A 19,147-nucleotide genomic window follows, 5' to 3' on the forward strand; every position below is an offset into this window, starting at 1 on the left:
GGTACCTCGATTCGATCCGAAATGGAGGGCTACGGCTGCGCGGGAAGGTCGGGCAGCGCGAGGGTCAGGACGCCCATGCCGATGGCCACCACCGCGATAGCCGACAGCATAGTGACGCTGCCACCGAGGGTGTGCGCACGAAAGAAGATCGTGCTCAGCACCGCTAGACCGACTCCATTGCCGATCTGCTCGATCGTAGGCAGAAGCCCGGATGCCGCATCCATCCGACGCTGATCCAGACCCGCGAGCATCAGGGGTTGCAACTGCACCCCGAACAGGCCGACGCCGAGCCCGGAAATGAAGACCGGTCCCACCGCCGTCGCCAGGTCGACGACCCCGCCGGTGAGCTGAAGATACCCCGCGCCGAGGGCAATGCAGCCGCCGTACGCCGCGATTCCGGCCGCGAGCACCCGCACACCCCAGCGCCGCACCAGCCACGGCGAGGCCAATGCGCCGGCGCCGGCGCCGAGGGCGAACGGTGTCATCGCCAACCCGGTACGCAGTGGGGAGAAGTGCAATTCGTCCTGCAGCGTGATCGATATCGCGAAGACGAACGCCGTGAACAACCCGAAGAACATCGTCACCAGGATCGCGCCGACCCGGAATCCGCGGTCCGCGAACAGATCCAACCGCACCAGCGGCGCGCGACCGCGCCGGGTCAGCAGGCGCTGATGCCCCAGGAACACCGCCGCGAGCCCGAGCGCACCCGCGATTGTCGCGAAAGGCCCCGGCCGCCAACCATTCTGCTGAAGATCGGCGAGCGCACCGAGTAATGCGAACAGACTGACGGTGGACAGCACCGCGCCGACCAGATCCAGGCGCTCGCGTTCGCTCGGCTTGCCGAGGTGCAGGTACCGGAATGCCAGCGCGAACGCGACGATCCCCAGCGGCAGGTTGATCAGAAATACCGAATGCCAGCCGAATCCCCCGATATCGGCGGTGATCAGGGCTCCACCGAGGATCGGTCCGAGCATGCCGGCGAATCCGGCCGTGGCACCGTACAGCGCGAAGACCTGCTGATGCCTACCGCGCGGAAAGCTCGCCGTCAGAATGGCGATCGTCTGCGCTGCCATCCCTGCCCCGGCCATCCCCTGCGCGACCCGGGCAACCACCAATTCCGTAGCGCCGGTGGATATCCCACACCACACCGACGCTGCGGTGAAGGCCGTCACCGAGGCGAGGAACATGGTGCGGCGGCCCACCAGCTCGCCCAGCCCGGCCGCGGTGAGCAGCGTACAGGCGAAGGCGAGCGAGTAACCGGAGATGACCAGCAGCTGCGCCGACCGCGAGGCCCCCAGGTCCGCGGTGAGATTCGGCAGGGCCGTGTTCACGATCGTCACATCGATCATCTGCATGAACACCGCGAGGAGACATCCCGTGAAGGCCAGCCAGGCGGCGCGCTCACCCTCCGCCGATTCGGCGGACGCGCGAGTACCGACCTCGGTCACGGCCGCGCCTCGGCGGGTGCGGCCACCCCGGCAGAATCCGAGAGAATGAGCTCGGCCACCTTGGGTCCGACCTGTTCCAGGCTGAACGAGCGCCCCATCTGCAGCGACATCAGCTCGATGCCGAGCGACTTACTCACCCGCGTCCCGAACTCCACGGCCATGAGCGAATCCAACCCCAGCTCCGGCACCGGCACCGTCAGGTCGATCGACTCCGGCGCAACGCCCATCACCACGGCGAGCTGATCGGCGAGCATCCTGGCCACCGCCTGGCCGCGCTTACCCTCGTCCAGCGCCGCCAGCTCGGCCCTCATCTTCGCCGCCGCCGAATTGTCCTCGACCGAGGCCGCGGCCAGCGCGGCCAGCCTGCCGGTGCGGCTCAGCTGCGGGAAGGCGGCGGTGAGTTTGGTCCAGTCGGTGGGGATGATCGCCACCCTGGTCCGGCCCAGCCGCAGCGCCTGCTCCAGATAGACGGTGCCGTCGGTCATGTCGATGGGGTCGAAGCCCACCACCTCGAGATACTTCGCGACCTTGTCATCGGCGGCCATACCACCGGTCGCACCCGACATATGACCCCAGCCGACGCAGACCACGCGATCCCCCGCCCTGGCCCACTCTTCGGCCAGTGCCTCCACCGCGACATTGGCGGCGCAGTAGTTGTATTGGCCGAAGATGCCGAACATCGAACCGCCGGAGGAGTACAGGACGAACATGTCCAGCCGAATACCCGCCTCGGTGACGGCGCGACGCAGGACCCTGGCGCCGTGTACCTTGGGCCGATACACCTTCGTCAGCTGATCGATGTCCATGAGCGCGACCCGGTTGTCGGACACCGCGCCTGCCGCGTGGTAGATGCCCCGCAGCGGATGCTCTGCGCTGTGCGCCCGGCCGACAATGGCCGCCACCGCGTCGAAGTCGGCGACATCGGCGAGTTCCTCGACGATATCGATACCGCCCGCCCGCCACGCGGTCAGCTGCTGGCGGGCCGCTTCGGAATTCGCGCCGCCACGTCCGACCAGAACGAGCCTGCGCGCGCCCTTGCTCACCAGCCAGCGACCGGTCGCCAGGCCGAAACCACCGAAACCGCCGGTGATCAGATAGCTTGCGGCACCGTCGATCTCGACCTCGGGCAGCTGCGGTCGGACGGGCGGCGCCGGTTCGTCCATGCTGATCGCCACCCGGCCTATCCGCGTCGAGCGGATGACCTCGTCGAAAGCTTTGGACACCTCGTGGATTTCGAATAATTCGTACGACAGCGGGTGATACACCCCGGTCTCGATCTTGTCGTAGACCCGGCGCAGCAGATCCGCGAGCTGGGCCGGACGCACCGCACACATTCGGTCCAGATCGACCGAGAAGTACGCCAGGTTCTTGTCGAAGTTGGCCAGCTCGAGCAGGCCGCCGGTATAGACGTCGGCTTTGCCGACCTCCACGATCCGCCCGAATTCCGTGACCGCCTTGAAGTTCTGCCGCAGAATCTCGCCCGGTGCCGTACTGAGTACGACATCGACGCCCGCGCCGTCGGTCAACCCGAGTACGTCGTCGGCGAAGTTCAGCGACCGCGAATTCAGCGCGTGGTCGGCGCCGAGCGCGAGGATATGCGCACGCCGCTCGTCGGTACCCGCCGTGCCGATGATGCGAGCCCCCGCTGCGCGGGCGACCTGGATCGCCGCCGACCCGACGCCGCCCGCCGCGCCGTGGATCAGGACCGTCTCCCCCGGTCGCAGCCTCGCCAGATCCAGTAGCGCGTATTCGGCGGTGCCGAAGGCGGTAGTGCTGGTACAGAATCCGGGCTCGGCCCCCTCGGGCAGCCGGATCACCGCATGCTGACCGACGATGTGGTAGCGCCGCATCATGCCCTTGGCGGCGATCGCCACCAGATCGCCCACCGCCACATCCTCGACTCCGGCCCCGAGCCGCACCACCGTGCCGACACCCTCCATACCGGGCGAGGTGCCGAAGAATGTGCCCGCCAGCTCGCGTTCGCCGAGAATGCCCATCACCTTGAGCGGGTCCTTGTAATTGAGCCCGATGACCCGCATCCGCACCTCGACCTCACCGGGGCCGGGATCGCGGCGCGGGCAACGGCGCCAGGCCAGCGCGGACAGCAGCCGGGAACGCGGCAGTTCCAGCTCGAAATCCGCCTCCGAATCCGTCAGCGGCTGCGCGGTTTCCAGCGTATCGATGCGTTCCTGGAGCGGTTTGGTGACCACCGGTACCCAGCGGACACCCTCGCGCAACAGCACCTCGTCGGAGTTGTCGTAGGAGAACGCGCCCGGAACCAGAAGTTCCGCGACCAGATCCGCGACGGAGGTGCCGGGTTCGACATCGATCAGCCGCCACCGCAGCCGGGTCTGCTCATTCAGCAGCACGCGCCGGGCACCGGCCAGCGCCGCGTGCGCGGAATTCGGCACGGCCGCACTGTCGGGCAGAGTGAATGCCCGTTCGGTCACCACGGTGATATGACACGATCCATCGCCGATGCCCGCCAATACTTCGGTATCGGTTGCCTCCACGAAGGCGTCCACCGCCAAAGCGATTCGTTTCAGGGTCCACAGGTCGGCCAGGTCGTCCTCGACGGCTCCCGCCACCACACAGACATGCAGCCGCGTTACGCCCGGCATCGCGGCGGCCCGCAGGTGGGCGTTCAGCTCCGCCTCCAGATCCTGGTCCTCCTCCGCAGTGAGATGGAATCGGGAACCGGGGATCGCCGCGGCGAGTTGCTCGGCCCTGGCGCCGCCGCCGAGTCCGACCACCACGGTCGCGGTCATCTCGGCGGCGGGCAGCCCGCTCGGATCGATCGGGTCCCGCCGCTCCATGGTGTCGGCGTAGAAGAAGTCGACCATTCGGTGCAGCGGGCTCCTGCCGGGGGTCAGCGCGCCGACCTGGACGCCTACCAGTTGGAGGCAGAGATTCTGTTCGGCATCCAGCAGATCCACATCGGCGCGCAATGGGGCGGCCGGGTCGCGCCGGGCGACCACGGTGACCTCATCCGCGAGCGGGGCGAACATCCGCACGGCGCGCACCCCGACCGGCACCATGGCACCCTCGCCGAAGCTGTCGGCCGCGAACAGCAGCGCCACCGTCTGCATCGCCGCGTCGACCACCGCGGGATGCGCGAGATGCCCTGAATCGGCGGCGATCGTCCCGTCGACGGTCGCGACAACGGTATCAGCAGCCGCCCGCACCGATGTCACCCGCCGGAAGGCCGGGCCGTATTGCAACCCACGGGCGGCCAGTGCCGCATAGAACAGGTCCGGTGCGAAGTCGACTGCGGAATCCAATTCCGGCAGTGTGGTTTTCGACGGTTCGTAGATTCCCGACAGCAGCCGGCCGACGGCGTTGACGGTCCAGACGCTCCCCGTCGCGCTGCGGGATCGGATCAGGAAGCGCCCACTGGACTCTTCGATGCTGAACTCCAGCAGCGGCACATCGGGCGTGCTCATGATCAGCGGTGCGACGAAACGCACCTGTTCGAGTGCCACGCGCTTATCCGCCATCCGGCTCACCGCGGCGCTGAGCGCCGCATCCAGATATGCCGCGCCGGGCAGGATTCGTACCCCACCGACCACGTGATCGGCCAGCCACGGCAGCTTTTCGGTGCCGATCTGCAACTGCCATCCCGCCCTTCCCTCGAAGTCCGGGTCGCCGAGCATGGCGTAACCGCCCGGCGTGCCGAGTCGCAGCTGCTCGAAGATGGGCAGCGGCGCATGCAACCGCGTCTGCTGCCACGGATAGCGCGGCAGCGGCAGGTGTGGCGTGGCCGGAAATCCGGGCGGGAAAAGCACATCCAGGTCCAGCACGCCCGCGCCGTAGAGACCGATGAGGGTCTTGCGGAGGCTTTCGGAATCGGACTGCTTGCGGTCCAGGGTGGATACCGTCGCGCCGTTATCGCCCGCGCCGAGCAGGATTTCGCGGATACTGCCGGACAGCACCGGATGCGGACCGACCTCGAGGAATACCCGGCTGCCGGCGCCGATGAGGGCGCCGATCGCATCGGCGAACCGCACCGGCTGCCGGACATTGGCACACCAGTACTCGGCATCCCAGTCGGCCTCGGTCACCGCAGCGCCGGTGACCGAGGAGTACAGCGGGATGGCGGGCACATGCGGGGAAAGCTCGGCGAGCTCGGTGCGCAGGTCGTCCAGGATCGGGTCCATCAGTCTGCTGTGATACGGCACCTCTACCCGTAGGCGCCGCGCGAAAGCGCCCTGTTCCGTCAGCTTTTCGGCAATCTCGTCCAGGCGGTCGACGTTGCCGGAGAGGGTGAGCGAGCTCGTGCTGTTCACCGCGGCGATATCCACCGCCGCGTCGTCGCCGATGAGTTCGAGGGCCTGTTCCCTGGTGAGACCGACCGCGAGCATGCCGCCGGCACCCGCCGTGGTGGCCTGTAGCCGGGCTCGATGATAGGCCACTCGCACCGCATCCTCGAGCGACAGCATGCCGGCGATATAGGCGGCGGCGACCTCACCGACGCTGTGCCCCACCACCGCCGCCGGAGCGATGCCGTACTCCGCCAGCTCGCTCACCAATGCCACCTGCACCAGGAAGTTGGCGGGCTGTGCGACCTCCGTGCTCGAAACCCTGGACTCCTCCTCGGGGCGCAGCAGCTCCTCGATGATCGACCAACCGGCCAGCTCGCCGAACAGCTCATCGATCTCGTGCGCTGCCGCGGCGAAAACGCCACCGGCGCCGAGCAATTCCCGGGCCATACCCCACCACTGCGGACCCATACCGGAGAAGACGAACACCGGCTCCGCGGTGCGACGGGATATGGTGCGGGTCGCGTCACGGCCCTCGCCCGCCGCGAACTGCCGCAGATCCCGAATGAGGTCGGCCGAGTCACCGACGAGCGCGCCGCCGCGGAATTGATGGTGCGCCAGTCGCGTCCAGGCCGCCTCGGCCAGGTGATCGACATCGGCGCCCGCGGCGAGCAGGTCGGCGAAGCGGCCCGCCAGTGCCCGGACCGCGGGCGCGCTGCGTGCCGAGAGCGGCAGCACTCCGAAATGCCGGGCCGGGCCGGATCGCACGACGGGTTCGGGTAGGAACTCCTGCAGGATCGCATGGGCATTCGTACCGCCGTAGCCGAAACCGTTGACCGCGATCGTCATTCGCTCGATATCGGGTCCGACCGGCTCCGGCTCGACCTGGATGTGCAATCCCAATTCCCCGAACGGGATATCCGGATTGGGCTGGTCGAGCCACCCCTGCGGCGGAATGGTCCGATGCCGGATCGCCAAGGCGGACTTGATCACACTCGCGATGCCGGAGGCGGCCTCGGTATGGCCGAGGGTGGCCTTGACCGAGCCGACGCCCAACGAGGTGGGACGCCCGGCGTCGGCGCCGTACACGCGGCCGAGCGCGCGTAATTCGATGGGGTCGCCGACCGGAGTACCGGTGCCGTGCGCCTCCACATAGGTGATCTGCTCCGGTGCGAGCCCAGCGCGGGCACAGACCGCCCGGGCCAGCGATTCCTGCGAATCCGCGTTGGGCACGGTGATGGCCGTGGTCCGCCCGTCCTGGTTGGACCCGGTCGCCTTGACCACCGCGTAGATCCGGTCGCCGTCACGCACTGCGTCGTCGAGCTTCTTGAGCACCACCATGCCCCCACCCTCACCACGCCCGTAGCCGTCGCCGGACGCGTCGAAGGATTTGCAGCGTCCATCAGCGGCGAGGAAGCCACCCTTGCACATCATGACGAACGTCTCCGGCTGCAACATGACGTTCACGCCCCCGGCCAGCGCCACCCGGCAGTCCCCGTTCGCCAATGCCTGACACGCCAGGTGGAAGGCGACCAGCGACGAGGAGCATGCCGTATCGACGGTCAGGGCCGGACCGATCAGATTGAGCGCGTAGGCAATTCGATTGGAAAGCATGGTGTAGGACGCACTCGCCGCCGTGTGCATATCGACATGCGCCAACGCGGGCCCCACCACGCCGACCACCGACTGATCCACCACGAACCCGCCGACGTAGACGCCGACCGACTCACCCGCCGCGCGGCCCGCGACGCCCGCGTCGTCGAGCGCCTCCCAGGTCACCTCCAGCAGCAACCGCTGCTGCGGGTCCAGACCCGTCGCCTCCCGTACCGAGATCCCGAAGAAGTCGGGATCGAATTTCCACGGATCACCGGTCAGGAACGCCCCGCGCTTGGTGTAGCTGCGGCCGGGCACCCGCTTGTCCGGGTCGTAGTAGCGCCGGTAGTCCCAGCGGTCGGGGGGAATCTCCACCACCGCGTCCCGCTTATCCACCACGAATTCCCAGAAGCTCTCCGGTGAGTCGATGCCACCGGCAAAACGGCAGCCGATACCGACGATGGCAATATCCGACATCTAGATCCTCCCGAATTCGGGCAACACAAGGCGCCATTCCCGATACTCGCGGAATGGTCGACACTCGACTCGGTGTTCCGCGGCGACCGACCACCGCGGGCAACCCACTGGCAGTGCGCAATTGTCCTGCGCCACTGCTGGATTGGCTCGATCGTACCCACGGACACGGGCGCCGCGAGCACTCTCGTTCGCAGATTCGGTCAGTCCCACAACCGCGCCGATACGCGCACTGTGAACCGGCCCAGCCACCAGCGTCACGATATGGATTGCGGGTAGGATCCGCCGCGCCCGCGTCACCGGCCTCGGAGCCATGCCGGGCGTCTCCCGGGCGCGACAGCGACCTGCCGCCCCGGAAGGAATGCCGCTATCCGCGGTTCAGCGCAGCCAGCCCTTGCGTTTGATGTAGACGAGCGGGATGACCGCGGCGATCAGGGTCATCACGGTGGTGGCGAGAAAGCCGTACTGCCACTCCAGTTCCGGCATCCAGGTGAAGTTCATGCCGTAGAAGGTCGCGATGAGAGTCGGCGGCAGGAAGACCGCGGTGATGATGGTGAAGACCTTGACGATCTGGTTCTGTTTGACATCCAGCCACGTCATCACCGATTGCTGGAGATAGCGGACCTTGTCGTGTTCGAAGCCCGCGTGTTCTTTGACGCCATCGATGTCCGCGATCAGGATGGCGATGACGCTGTCGAGTTCGCCTGTGCGCCCGGCGATATCGGTGCGCAGATGGCGCGCGGCGCGGGCCAGCTGTAACTGACTCTCCTGGACCCGGGAGACGATCTCCTCGGCGGCGTTCATGCGGGACATGGTGCCGCGCATATCCGCCACGCCGATCTCACGGCCGCGGCGGTCGTATCCGTTGGTCGCCATCTCGATGTCGTCGTTCATCGCCTCCAGCGCGTCGCTGGCGTAGAGGATGACCCGCTCGGAGGCCTCGTTCAGTGCCCATAGCAGCGCGTACATGACGCCGTGCGCCGATCCGGTGAGCGCGGGATTGCGCCGCATCTTCGCGATGGCCTTATCGAAGGGAGTGAAGGGCTCCGCGGGTTGCAAGGTCACCACGAACTCGTCGCCGAGTGCGAAGACGATGGTCTCGCGTTCGATGGTATCGCCGCGTTTGTAATTCACCACGACCGGTAGGTAGATGAAATCGTCTGTCTCCCAGACACGATTGCGAGCCGCGGTGAAATCCACGCCGAGCCGCTCGCGCAGCACCACTGCGGTCTCGGCATCGGTGGCCGATAGCGGAATCCAGTGTTGACCGAGTACCTCGGTGTCGAAGCGATCGGCGGCGCCGGGCAGGGGCGCGGTGAGGGCGCGCACCGCTACCGGCCCGGTGACGAGTGGGCGGGCGACACCGACGACGTGCCGACCGGATGCTGGGGATGGGCGTAGTGCATGGTCAACAGCCCCGCACTGATCAGCAAGTAGAGCCCGATCGTGAACCAGATCGCCTGCCTCTCCAGATTCGGTGCGCGGTGCGATATTTCGGGCTTCATGAACAGACTCGCCATAGCGGAACTCCAGGGTTCGGATCGTCGTCGATGGTAGTGTCCGCGCTACCGCGAGCGGACACGCGGGGGCAGGGCGATATCGCGTCCCACCCGGACCGCGGGCGACCGGATCGGCCGCGCCGCACAGTACGACCGGGCAGCACCGAATCGAAGGTGCCGACCGGTCGGGTCGAAATATGAATTCGTAAATCTGTGCCGCATCAGGCGGTCGGTCGGCGACACGACGCCGACGGACCGCACGGGCAGATCAACGACGCAGCGGCGCAACCCGTTTCGCGAGAGCAACCCGGCGTTGGACGTCGATACTGTCATCCGGCATCTGCCGCTCACCCCGCTTCGTTATTTGCTGACCGCGCACGAACTGCGCCATCCCTCATTAGAAACCCGCACAGCTGCTACGTCAATCAGTTGCGCGAGTATTGCGAGGCGCGCCACCCCGTACGGTGCGAGCGGAAGTGACCGGGCACAACGAACTTTCGCCACGAGCGGCGACCATGCGGCCGTGCCGCGAACTACGGCTCCAGGTCCGGATCGGCGACCGGCTCCGGCCACCGATCGATCGTGGATTCCCGATCCGGTGGATTCGATGAGGCGGCGGTGGCCAGCCAGCCCGCGGCCTGCCGTCGCACCTGCGCGCCATCCGGCGGCGGCGCACCGAGTACTACGCGCCCGTGCTCGGGCGCCACCATGAGCGCGCCGCCGAGGTGACGCAGGCAACGCCGGATGCCGACGTCGTCGGCCAACGCCCGGTATCCGGTCAGCGCCAGCTGCCAGCACCGCAGCGCACGCCGCGGCTCGCCCCGCGCCCAGCATACGATGCCCATGATCTCGTGCGCGTGCGTGCGCCCACCGGGCTCACGACCGCCCCCGGTGTGGGCGAAGACCAGATCCAGCCGGTCCTGGGCCGCCTCGAGCCGACCCTGCCGAAGCGCGACGACGGCGAGGTTGATCAACGCACACACCTCCGCGCCCACATCCGCGCGCGGCAGCAACCACCAGGCTCGCGCCAGCCGGTCGGCGGCAGCGGACAGATCGGGCGTCGGCGCGGCCAGGGCCCGCAGTGCGGCATCGTGCTCCCAGCGCGCGAGCAGACTGGTGGCCCAGCGCAGTGGCCGATACCGTGGCGGCGGCTTGGCGAGACGTCCCGCGCGCAACTGGATCAGATCGCGCTGCAGAACAAAGTCATCCAGCTGGGACAGGGTGGCGAGCTCGGCGCAGAGGACAGCCGTCTCGGTCGAACCGATCCTGGCGTACCAGACATCCAACGCGTCGACGATGCGCAGGAGTTCGGGGAAGGCCGCCGCGGGCAATACAGTGGCGAAATCCTCTCGCGCGCAGCCGAGTACCAGCTCATGCAGCATCGGTTCGGCCGACTCGAACCAACGCCGGGCCGCGGGCGCGTGCCGGGTGGATTCGACGGCCACCGACCATCGGCTGGCCCGCTCCGCGCAGTCGTGCACCAGCGCCCACACCGCGGCCGCCCAGGCGGGCTCGGCGACGATCTCCGCACGCGCGGGCACCGTGGGCTCCCTGCTCAGCCAATACCGCTGCGCGTCCAGCAATGTCAGTACGCGCAAGTCCACCAGGTGATCGAGCAGCGCGGTCGCGCCGGGGAACCGCGGCGGTGGCGCCGACTCCGGCAGTCGCGCGGGCACCTCGATGATCGCGGCCAGCACGGCCAGTACGGCGGTGCTGTCGAAGTGCCGGATCGGTAGCTCGCGCAATACCGCGGCCTCGCGATTGTTCAGTCCGGGATCCGGGTTCCGCGGCCCTGGTGAGGCCGGGGCGGGCAGTCCCGCCACCACGACACCCGGCTCGTCCAAATCCACGAGCAGTTCGAGCTGCCTTGCGGCCCGGGAATTCTCGTGACGCCGCGCGTACCACCGGTATCCCGCGTACAACAGCCCACCGGCGACCAGTAGCACCGCGAGGGACCGCAAGGTGGTCGCGAGCGTCTTGATCACTTCGGTGTCACCGAACGAATTGACCACCAGATCGCGGCCGAGTTCCAGAGCCACCGCCGAGGACACCACCGGCGCTCCGCCCAGAATCCCGCGCCACAGTGAGGATCTGGGCGTGCCGGAACCGCGCGCGAAGCCCGCGCCACGGTCCGGCTGTTCGGTCAACGCAGCGCACCTCCGGTCAATCCGGGCACCAGCCAGCGACGCCAGGTCAGCACCAGCAGCAGCACCGGGAGTACCGCCGAGACCAGCGATCCCGCGGCCAGCCGCGCCGCGTTCTCCTCGAATTGCCGTGCCTCACCCCAGAGCAGCAGCGACCACGGATTGGCGCCCGCGCCGCTGATCATCAGTCCGACGCAGAAGTCGTTCCACACCTGGATCAGCTCCAGCACCGCCACCGCGCCCAGCGCGGGCCCCGCGGTGCCGAGTACGCGCCGCACCGTGGTGCCGTGACCTGCCAGTCCGTGCAAGATATCCGCGGCCCGACTGTCCGGCGGCGCGAGCAGTGCCGCGCGCAGGATCAGGACGGCGATCGGAAGGCCCGCTGCCGCGTGCACCAGGATCAGCGGCACCCGCGTCCCTGACAGGCCCCAATCGTCGATGACGGCGTCGACCGGACCGAGATAGCTCTGCACCGGCAGCACCGCGAGCACAACGAGGCATACGACCGCGATCCGCGCGATCCACCGATCCGACGGAACCGCCGCCAGCCGGTGTGCCACCGGGACGGCCGCCGTCACCACCAGCAGCGTGGCCAGCAGTGCCACCCACCCGGAGGTGAGCAGCGAATGCCACAGCGTCTGATCACCCCACAGCCCGGTGATCGCCTCGAGCTGGAAGCCGTAGGGGCCGTATATCGCCGCGATGCCGAGGACCACGATCGGCCCGCCGATCAACGCGAGCACCAGGAAGCCACCGAACCAGCGGAGGGCGCCGGGCCGGTACCTGGTGTCACGCGGCTCCGGTGATCCGGCAGCGCCAACGCTGATGCGGTGCTTGCTGACATCGGTCTGCAGCCACCAGGCCACCACCCCGACGAGCGCCGCGAGCGGGAAGGCGTAGACCGCCGCCGTACCCGCGGCCACCTCCGGATCGCCCGCCAGCCGCCACCAGCGCACCGTCGCGCTGTCGACCCGGTCCTGGAGCGACCACGGCACGCCGATCAGGATCACGTCGAACGCCCGGGCCGCCGCGATGCCGACCACAAGGCCGACGATCAACATCACCGGTCGCAGCAGCTCGAACAGCCGCATCAGCCGCGTGCGGCCGCTCACCCGCCGCAGATATCCGGACCGGACCGGATCGTTCTCCACGGCACGGATACCGTCGTGGAGGAGCGCGGTCACGAAGCCGAACCAGGTCCACAGGAAGGCGACGACGGGCAAGGCCGCGAACCACCAGCGATAGGATTCGACGCCGCCGAACCCGAATCCGTCGGCAAGCCGCTGGAATATCAGCCGGAACGCGACTCCGGAGACCAGGGCGGCGACCCCGCACGGCACGATCAGCGGCAACCACAGCCACCAGCGTCCGCGCATCGACCACGCGACCAGCAATGCGCCGAGCAGCAATACGACCGCCGCGGCCACCAGCACCAGGGTGTACAGGTACGGCAACGCACCCGCGGGCGTGAGCGCTCGGCCGAGAAAGACCACCGCGGCGGCGGCAAGTACCCCGAGCGCGAATTCGGATGCGACTCGAGCCCGGGTCGGCGTCCCGGGACGGCGCAACAGCGCGATGAGCGTGACGAACGCACCGGCCGCGACAACGCACCACACCGGAACCGCGGGCTGAGTGCGCACCGCCTGGACCGCCGTCACTATCGCGGGCACGACCAGCACTGCCATGAGCGCCGCCGCCGGGATCAACCAGGTCCAGCTCACCCACCGCCGCGGGTGAGCGCCGGGCACCAGCGCTCCGCGCATCGGCCGGGTGGCGAGTTCCATACGGAGACCGTTGATTTCGATGTCGGAGTTCATCGCCGCCGCCTCTCGAATTCGTCGAGTGCGCGCACGGCCCGATCGATCGCCGGTGGTACGGCGCCCGCCGCATCGCCGATCTCGACCAGGAAGTCGGTCAGCACCCGCCACAGACCGTCGCGACCGCCGACGGCCCCGATCCGATCCGACAGATCGAAGGCGCTGTGCGACACCAACTCCCCCGCCACCGGCCGCAGTATCGAGGAATACGTCACGGCGGTGCGCTGATTCGGCGCGAGAAAGCCGCCGACACGCTCGATCCAGGGCACCGGGGCCTGCGGCGCGGCCAGCGCGTCGACCACGCGGGCGACGGCCGGTCCCGCATGGGCGGTGACCACCATGACGTCGCCTCCGACGATCCTCGGCCGTGGCGAGTCGGCCCGAACGGACGGGAACCACGTGGTACCGACCACATCGTCGGTGCGCCCGGTGTGGCGCAGGCAGCGACGCACGATCGGTTCGGCGAAGTCCGGCATCACGACCATCACCGCGGTCCTCCGGTCGAAAACCTCCCGCACGGCATCCGGAAACTGCCGCGTCAGCGCGTGCCCGGTCCCGCCGGGCAACGCCGACCGACCGCCCCACAACGATCCGAGATGCCGCAGCGCCTCGCGGACGGCGGTCCGATCCCAGCGCCGATCCGCGGTGACCGACGCCAAAGCGTCATAGTCCCTGGGAGATTCGGCCAGCAGCATATTCTCGAAGACATCGGTCAGCACCCATCCGTCCGCCGCCGCGAGCGCGAAGAGCCGGATCGGCGTGCCCGCCAGCACTTCGGTGCGATTGATCCAGTCCGCGACGGTCCATCGCTGCGGATCGCCCAGGCGATGGCGCTCGACGGATTCGCGGTCGAACCAGACCAGCGACTTGGCGGAGGCTTTGAATGGGACCCCGTAGGGTTTGCCGCGGTGGTACAGCAGCTGTCGCCAGTACGGCGGATACCGCGACGGTTCGTCCGGTCGCGAGACCTGCCACAGCGCCTCGGCGACGGGACGCAGCTTGCCGTCCGCCGCCAGCTCCCGCACCTGCCCCGCCTGCGGCAGCATCACGATATCGGGCGCCGCGCGACCGGCCGCGGTGAACGCGGTGCCGATATCGTCGCCCAGCGGCACGACCTCGATCGGCGGCCCGGGCCGCAGGTGTGCGAGCACATCGCGGAAGGCGGCCAATTCGGCGCCACTCCAGGACACCCCGATCCGCACCGTATCGGAGTTACCGAGCAGGTCGGGGGCACAGGCGGCGAGCAGCGGCAGTACCGTTCCCGCCCGAAGCAACGCTCTGCGCGTTCCCATACGTCCCCGATGTCGTTACCTGACAGTCGGTTCCGATTATCCCCGCGACAGCGGACATGCGTGAGCGATCTCCGTCAACCGCCGCGCCTCCAATTATGACGGCTTCCCAACAGGGGGAAACACCCTGGCCACGAACGAATCCTGCGCTCGTCAACCACTTACGACAGCGTCGAGGGGCTTGTTCCCGATGTTGGTGGTGTCGGTGTTGAGACCGGATACGGTCCACAGGCAGGAATTGGTAACCACCTCGATCGGCTCCGCGGTCATGAGAACTTCGACCTTGCACTCGCGTCCGGCGCGACCGGTAATCGGGAACCGGTAGCTGAGTGAGTTGCCGAGGTCTCGGTTGATCTCCCGCTCCCCGAAGATCACGCATTCGATCCGAGTCTTGTCTCCCGCAATGGAATACGTCCACTTTCTGTCGTGGGGGACGTTGGCGACGGTGGGGAGTTGGAACTCGCATCCAGCGGGTTCGATGAGACGCAGTTTTGCCGTTGGATTGACGAATTTCGCTCTTGCCACGCCAGTAGGCATTATGTCGACGATGATCTCTCCGCGGCCGGCCGCGGTGATCAGGTCCGACCCGTTCCGGACGTCGAGGAATCCAGGCACGATGTAGACCGTCCCGGACGGCGGGCATTTCTTCTGCAGTACTGCTTTGACAGCCATATCGATCACCTCCAGCTCTCGGGGTTCTTTTGACATCTCGACGGAGATACGAATTCATCTTCGTCCCCCAACGCCCGGGAAACGTGAGTAATCGACTACCCGAGTGGTCACACGAGCTGCGCAGCGGCCGCCGGACCCGCGCGAACGACGGCGACCGGAATCCCGGGATCCGACGCGTTCACCGCAGACATCGCAGGCGGCGATGAACGCCATGCCGACCGGAGCGAGCACGGCGCGTCAGCCGCGCCGGTGCCGCGGCAGCAGGACGCTGACCACAGCGATGGCCGAGCCGAGCCCGGCGGCCATGAGCAAGCCAAGGTCGCAACCGGCGGCGAGGGCGTCGGCGGGGAAACTTACGTCCGCCTCGGTCGCCGCTCTGGCGCTGGCGCCCGTCGTGAGCACCGCCAGGCCTACCGATCCGATCCGCCCACCTGACCGGCGGTGTTGGCGAGGCCGCCGATGATCCCCGCGTCGCCCTCGGAAACGTCGGCGGCCGCCGCGGCCATGAGGGTGCGGAAGGTCAGGCTGGTGCTGACCGCGATGAGCAGCGTGGGCCCGAGCACGCCGGTGACGTAGCCGCTGGCGGCGTGGGCGTGCGCGAGCCAGCCGAAACCGACCAGGAAACAGCCGTAGTCGGCCAGCACCAGCGGCCGCACCCGGTGCGCGGCAGCACAGTGGCGGCCGCTCGTGCGACAAACGGGACCTGGTCCTCAATGCCTCAGCAGCAAATAGATCGCCGCGAAACCGGTGATCTCACAACGCTAGCGGCCGCGGGCCGCGGCGTGGACGGCGACAAGGCGGGCCGCGCGGATCGCATCCCAGAGTGGGCGAAGCAGCGTCTCCTGGGCGCCGATCGCGGTGGCGGAGGTAGGCGAGGACGCGGGTTCCCGTTGCGCCACCGTGAGAATGGCGGCGACATGATCGGCGGTATCGAGAATGCGCCTGGCGCGCAACGGAATCGACTCCGGGTAGTCGTGGCGCGAGTAGTCGGCGAGTTCGGCTTCGATCAGTTCGCGCGGATCGGAGTCGGCCGCGCCGACCGCGGTGGTGTGCAACTTCATCAGCGCGTCGGCGGCGTCCCTGACGGCTTCCCGCATGGTGTATTCGGCCTCACCCAGCGACATATCCGGCCCCGGCTCGGGCGGGATCGGGGTGCTGTAAAGGGTCCACTGGACAGTGTCGTCATCGACCCACAGCGGGATCAGGCCGGTGCCCTCCGCACCGGGCACACCGATAATCAGGCCCTCCTCGGCCTCGATGGCGTCGGCGGCGAAAACCGTGCCCACCGGCAGTCCGCGCACATCACCGGGCACCGGGAGCACCAGCCGCAGCTGCGCGCCGGGCTGAGCCATGGTCTCCCGGATCACCTTGAGCAGCGCCATCATTCCGAAACCCGGCTGATTGCCACGAGACGGCCATGGCAGGTCGGAGCGGCCGCCGGTTGCCGGATCGCCCGCGGCGATGGTGTGCTTCGGCGCCCACGCGTGCAAGGCTTCGAGCACATCGTCGGGCGCGCTGTTCCCGGCCAGCCAAGAGCCGGCCCACACCGTCAGCGTGGCACTAGGAGAGCACATAATCATCGAGCATAAACGGTGTGCGGCGGTGGTGGGCAGCAGCATGACAACCCTTGTGAGCTGCGGATCACCCCGAACCGCCGGAATTGGCCGCACCGATATCCAGTCCCCTTGATGTAGCGGCACCGGAATGCCCCTCGCCTACTCGGGTTCGGTCACGAAGTCGATGAGCCGCTCCACCGCGCCGATGAGCGGCGACTCCAGGTCGCGAAAGGACTCGACCGCGTTGTAGACCCTGCGCCAGCCCTCCTGCGGGGTGCCCCAGCCGAGGCGACGGCAGATGCCGGTCTTCCAATCCTCACCGCGCGGCACCTCCGGCCACCCCGCGATTCCGACCGCGGCCGGACGCACCGCCTGCCAGACATCTATGAAGGGATGCCCGGTGACCAGCACATGCGGGCCGAGCCCGGTGGTCAGCTGGGTCTCCTTGGAGCCGGTCACCAGGTGATCCACCAGCACGCCGACCCGACAGCCCGGACCCGGTCCGAATTCGGTGAGGCGCTCGGCCAGATTATCGAGGCCCTCGAGATGCTCCACCACCACACCCTCGACCCGCAGATCATGTCCCCACACCCGCTCCACCAGCGCCGCGTCATGGACACCCTCCACCCAGATACGGCTGGTCCTGGCGACCCTGGCGCGCAGACCCTCCACCCGGGTGGAGCCGGAGGCCGACCGTGTCGGCTGCCTCGGCGCCGACGCGGTGGGCCGGACCAGGGTGACAGGTTGTCCGTCGATCAGGAAGGCGGCTTCACGCAATGCGAACAACCGCACCGCGCCACGCGCGTCCTCCAATTTCACGAATTCGCCGTCGTAGCTACGATCGAATCCGACCACGGCGCCGCAGAATCCGCTGGCCGCGTCCTCCACCACCAGCTCCCGCTCGGCGGTGACCGTCGGCACCACCCGCTTCTTCGCCCGGGAATGTCCGGCAAAGATGTCGCCATACTTGTCGCGCCCGCTCACCGCCCGAAACTAACACCGCCGCATCGGATTGCGGCGCAGGACCGGATGGTGTGGCGGTCACAGGCTGTTGGCGAGCAGCGCGTACTGCGCCGCCACCCGCTGCCGCACATCGGCCTCGCTATCGCCCGCCACGATCGCCACATACCGCTTGTACGGGACATAGCAGCGGTACTTGTACTGCGTTTCGACGTCACCGCGGCGGTTCAATCGCTGGCAGGTCGCGCCTGGCACATCCCGCGGCGCGTCGACCGGATCGAATTCGTCACCCGCGCCCGAGCTGAGGTCGGCGATGAGCGCCGGACTCTTGTCGGCGTCACGCACCCGGAATACGGCACTGTTGTCGATCGTCGCGTAGCCGTCGATACCCGACTCCTCGATCGTCCGGCGGGCCGCCGCCTGGTTCGATGCCGTATGCACGAGCGAGACCGGGGGTTGGGCACTGAACAGATCGGGGTCGAGTTCGCGGTTGCGGTCGCGCACCGTCACTCGGGCGAGCAGCCCGTCGGGGTCGACCTGCAGCCCGTTCAGCCGATCCACCGGCGTCGCCGAAAAACCCTTCAGCGTGGGCATTTCGGCCCGCAATGTGGTGCCGACCCAACCGAGCAGATCCTGTTCGTCGGCACGCGGGCGTTGTACGAATGTGAACAGCACGAACTCCCGGTACGCGACGAATGCGCCGATATTGGACACACCGGGCCGCCAGTGGATCAGCGCGTCGGGGTAGTCGGGGTGCCGCAACCGCCGATTCTGGTCCGGCGCCACCTGGAAGTCGACCTCCTCGAGTTCGCGGGCGGCCTGCGTCGCATCGGTGGCGCTGGGGAATCGCATCAGCATCTGCATCACGATCGTGACGTCGGGACCGGCCCCTGCCTGATCCACCTGGAACGGTTCGTACGGCCGATCCGCGCCGATCGCGCGATAGGCGACGACCATCTTGTGCCGGTCGAGCACCGGTTTCGACACGCCCGCGAGATAGCCCTGGACCGCCGTATCACTGTCCGCCACGACCCCGGCGTCCACGCCGACCGAAAGCGCCGGATCGATGCCGACCGTCGGCACTACCGCATCGGCCATCCGAAGGCCTTCCAGTACCGCGCCCCTACCGTGCGAATCCTGGTCATACCGGTGTCGATCGACCGGATAGGGACCGACCTCGAGTGCGCGGACATCGGGTTCGCTCGCCACCGGTGTCCCGGTGATGCCGCAGGCGGTCAGCAGGCCCGCCACGGCCGTACCGGCGGCAAGCATCGCTATGCGTGATCGTCGAACCATGTCGGGGCCTTACGTGGGTTGGCGAATAAATGAACGGCAATGCGACCCGTGTGCCATGGCCGATGCCTCTACTCCGTCATCGCGGGGGACGGCGGCGGCGCAACCGGGCCGACAAGACTCCCGGTCCGTTCTCCGAATCC

At 68.1% G+C, this 19,147-nt stretch carries 12 protein-coding genes; all 12 read right to left on the reverse strand.

Annotated elements, in window-relative coordinates; translation table 11 throughout:
• Positions 1-29: 29 nt before the first annotated feature.
• The 12 genes from AB0H61_RS01550 to AB0H61_RS01605 all read right to left on the reverse strand — a co-directional run bounded on the left by AB0H61_RS01550 (position 30) and on the right by AB0H61_RS01605 (position 19,007).
• Positions 30-1,448: an MFS transporter gene (locus tag AB0H61_RS01550; protein WP_357297849.1), complete on the reverse strand. Its 1,419-nt coding sequence runs from the start codon at positions 1,446-1,448 to the stop codon at positions 30-32.
• Positions 1,445-7,777, reverse strand: a complete 6,333-nt coding sequence (locus AB0H61_RS01555; RefSeq protein WP_357297851.1) for an SDR family NAD(P)-dependent oxidoreductase — start codon at positions 7,775-7,777, stop codon at positions 1,445-1,447. The genes AB0H61_RS01550 and AB0H61_RS01555 overlap by 4 nt, the downstream gene beginning before the upstream one ends.
• Before the next feature lie 375 nt (positions 7,778-8,152).
• Complete coding sequence (locus tag AB0H61_RS01560; RefSeq protein WP_357297854.1) at positions 8,153-9,103, reverse strand: CorA family divalent cation transporter; 951 nt, start codon at positions 9,101-9,103, stop codon at positions 8,153-8,155.
• A 2-nt stretch (positions 9,104-9,105) separates the two neighbouring features.
• Positions 9,106-9,294: a hypothetical protein gene (locus AB0H61_RS01565; RefSeq protein ID WP_357297857.1), complete on the reverse strand. Its 189-nt coding sequence runs from the start codon at positions 9,292-9,294 to the stop codon at positions 9,106-9,108.
• Positions 9,295-9,806: 512 nt separating this feature from the next.
• A complete protein-coding gene (locus AB0H61_RS01570) occupies positions 9,807-11,420 on the reverse strand; it encodes a tetratricopeptide repeat protein (RefSeq protein ID WP_357297858.1) in 1,614 nt (537 codons plus the stop codon).
• Positions 11,417-13,234 (reverse strand): hypothetical protein, encoded by a 1,818-nt coding sequence (locus tag AB0H61_RS01575; RefSeq protein ID WP_357297861.1) that lies wholly within the window; start codon positions 13,232-13,234, stop codon positions 11,417-11,419. The genes AB0H61_RS01570 and AB0H61_RS01575 overlap by 4 nt, the downstream gene beginning before the upstream one ends.
• Positions 13,231-14,526, reverse strand: a complete 1,296-nt coding sequence (locus AB0H61_RS01580; protein WP_357297863.1) for an ABC transporter substrate-binding protein — start codon at positions 14,524-14,526, stop codon at positions 13,231-13,233. The genes AB0H61_RS01575 and AB0H61_RS01580 overlap by 4 nt, the downstream gene beginning before the upstream one ends.
• Positions 14,527-14,676: 150 nt before the next feature.
• Positions 14,677-15,195: a hypothetical protein gene (locus AB0H61_RS01585; protein ID WP_357297865.1), complete on the reverse strand. Its 519-nt coding sequence runs from the start codon at positions 15,193-15,195 to the stop codon at positions 14,677-14,679.
• Between the two features lie 410 nt (positions 15,196-15,605).
• The gene (locus tag AB0H61_RS01590; RefSeq protein WP_357297868.1) at positions 15,606-15,839 is read right to left on the reverse strand and encodes a hypothetical protein; all 234 of its coding nucleotides are present in this window, start codon (positions 15,837-15,839) and stop codon (positions 15,606-15,608) included.
• Between the two features lie 117 nt (positions 15,840-15,956).
• A complete protein-coding gene (locus AB0H61_RS01595) occupies positions 15,957-16,769 on the reverse strand; it encodes a hypothetical protein (protein WP_357297870.1) in 813 nt (270 codons plus the stop codon).
• Between the two features lie 141 nt (positions 16,770-16,910).
• Positions 16,911-17,735: a DUF3097 domain-containing protein gene (locus AB0H61_RS01600; RefSeq protein ID WP_357297873.1), complete on the reverse strand. Its 825-nt coding sequence runs from the start codon at positions 17,733-17,735 to the stop codon at positions 16,911-16,913.
• Positions 17,736-17,792: 57 nt separating this feature from the next.
• A complete protein-coding gene (locus AB0H61_RS01605; RefSeq protein WP_357297874.1) occupies positions 17,793-19,007 on the reverse strand; it encodes a hypothetical protein in 1,215 nt (404 codons plus the stop codon).
• Positions 19,008-19,147 lie beyond the last annotated feature (140 nt).

Origin of the sequence: Nocardia sp. NPDC050710 (assembly GCF_040654375.1) — a bacterium.
Taxonomy (GTDB): domain Bacteria; phylum Actinomycetota; class Actinomycetes; order Mycobacteriales; family Mycobacteriaceae; genus Nocardia.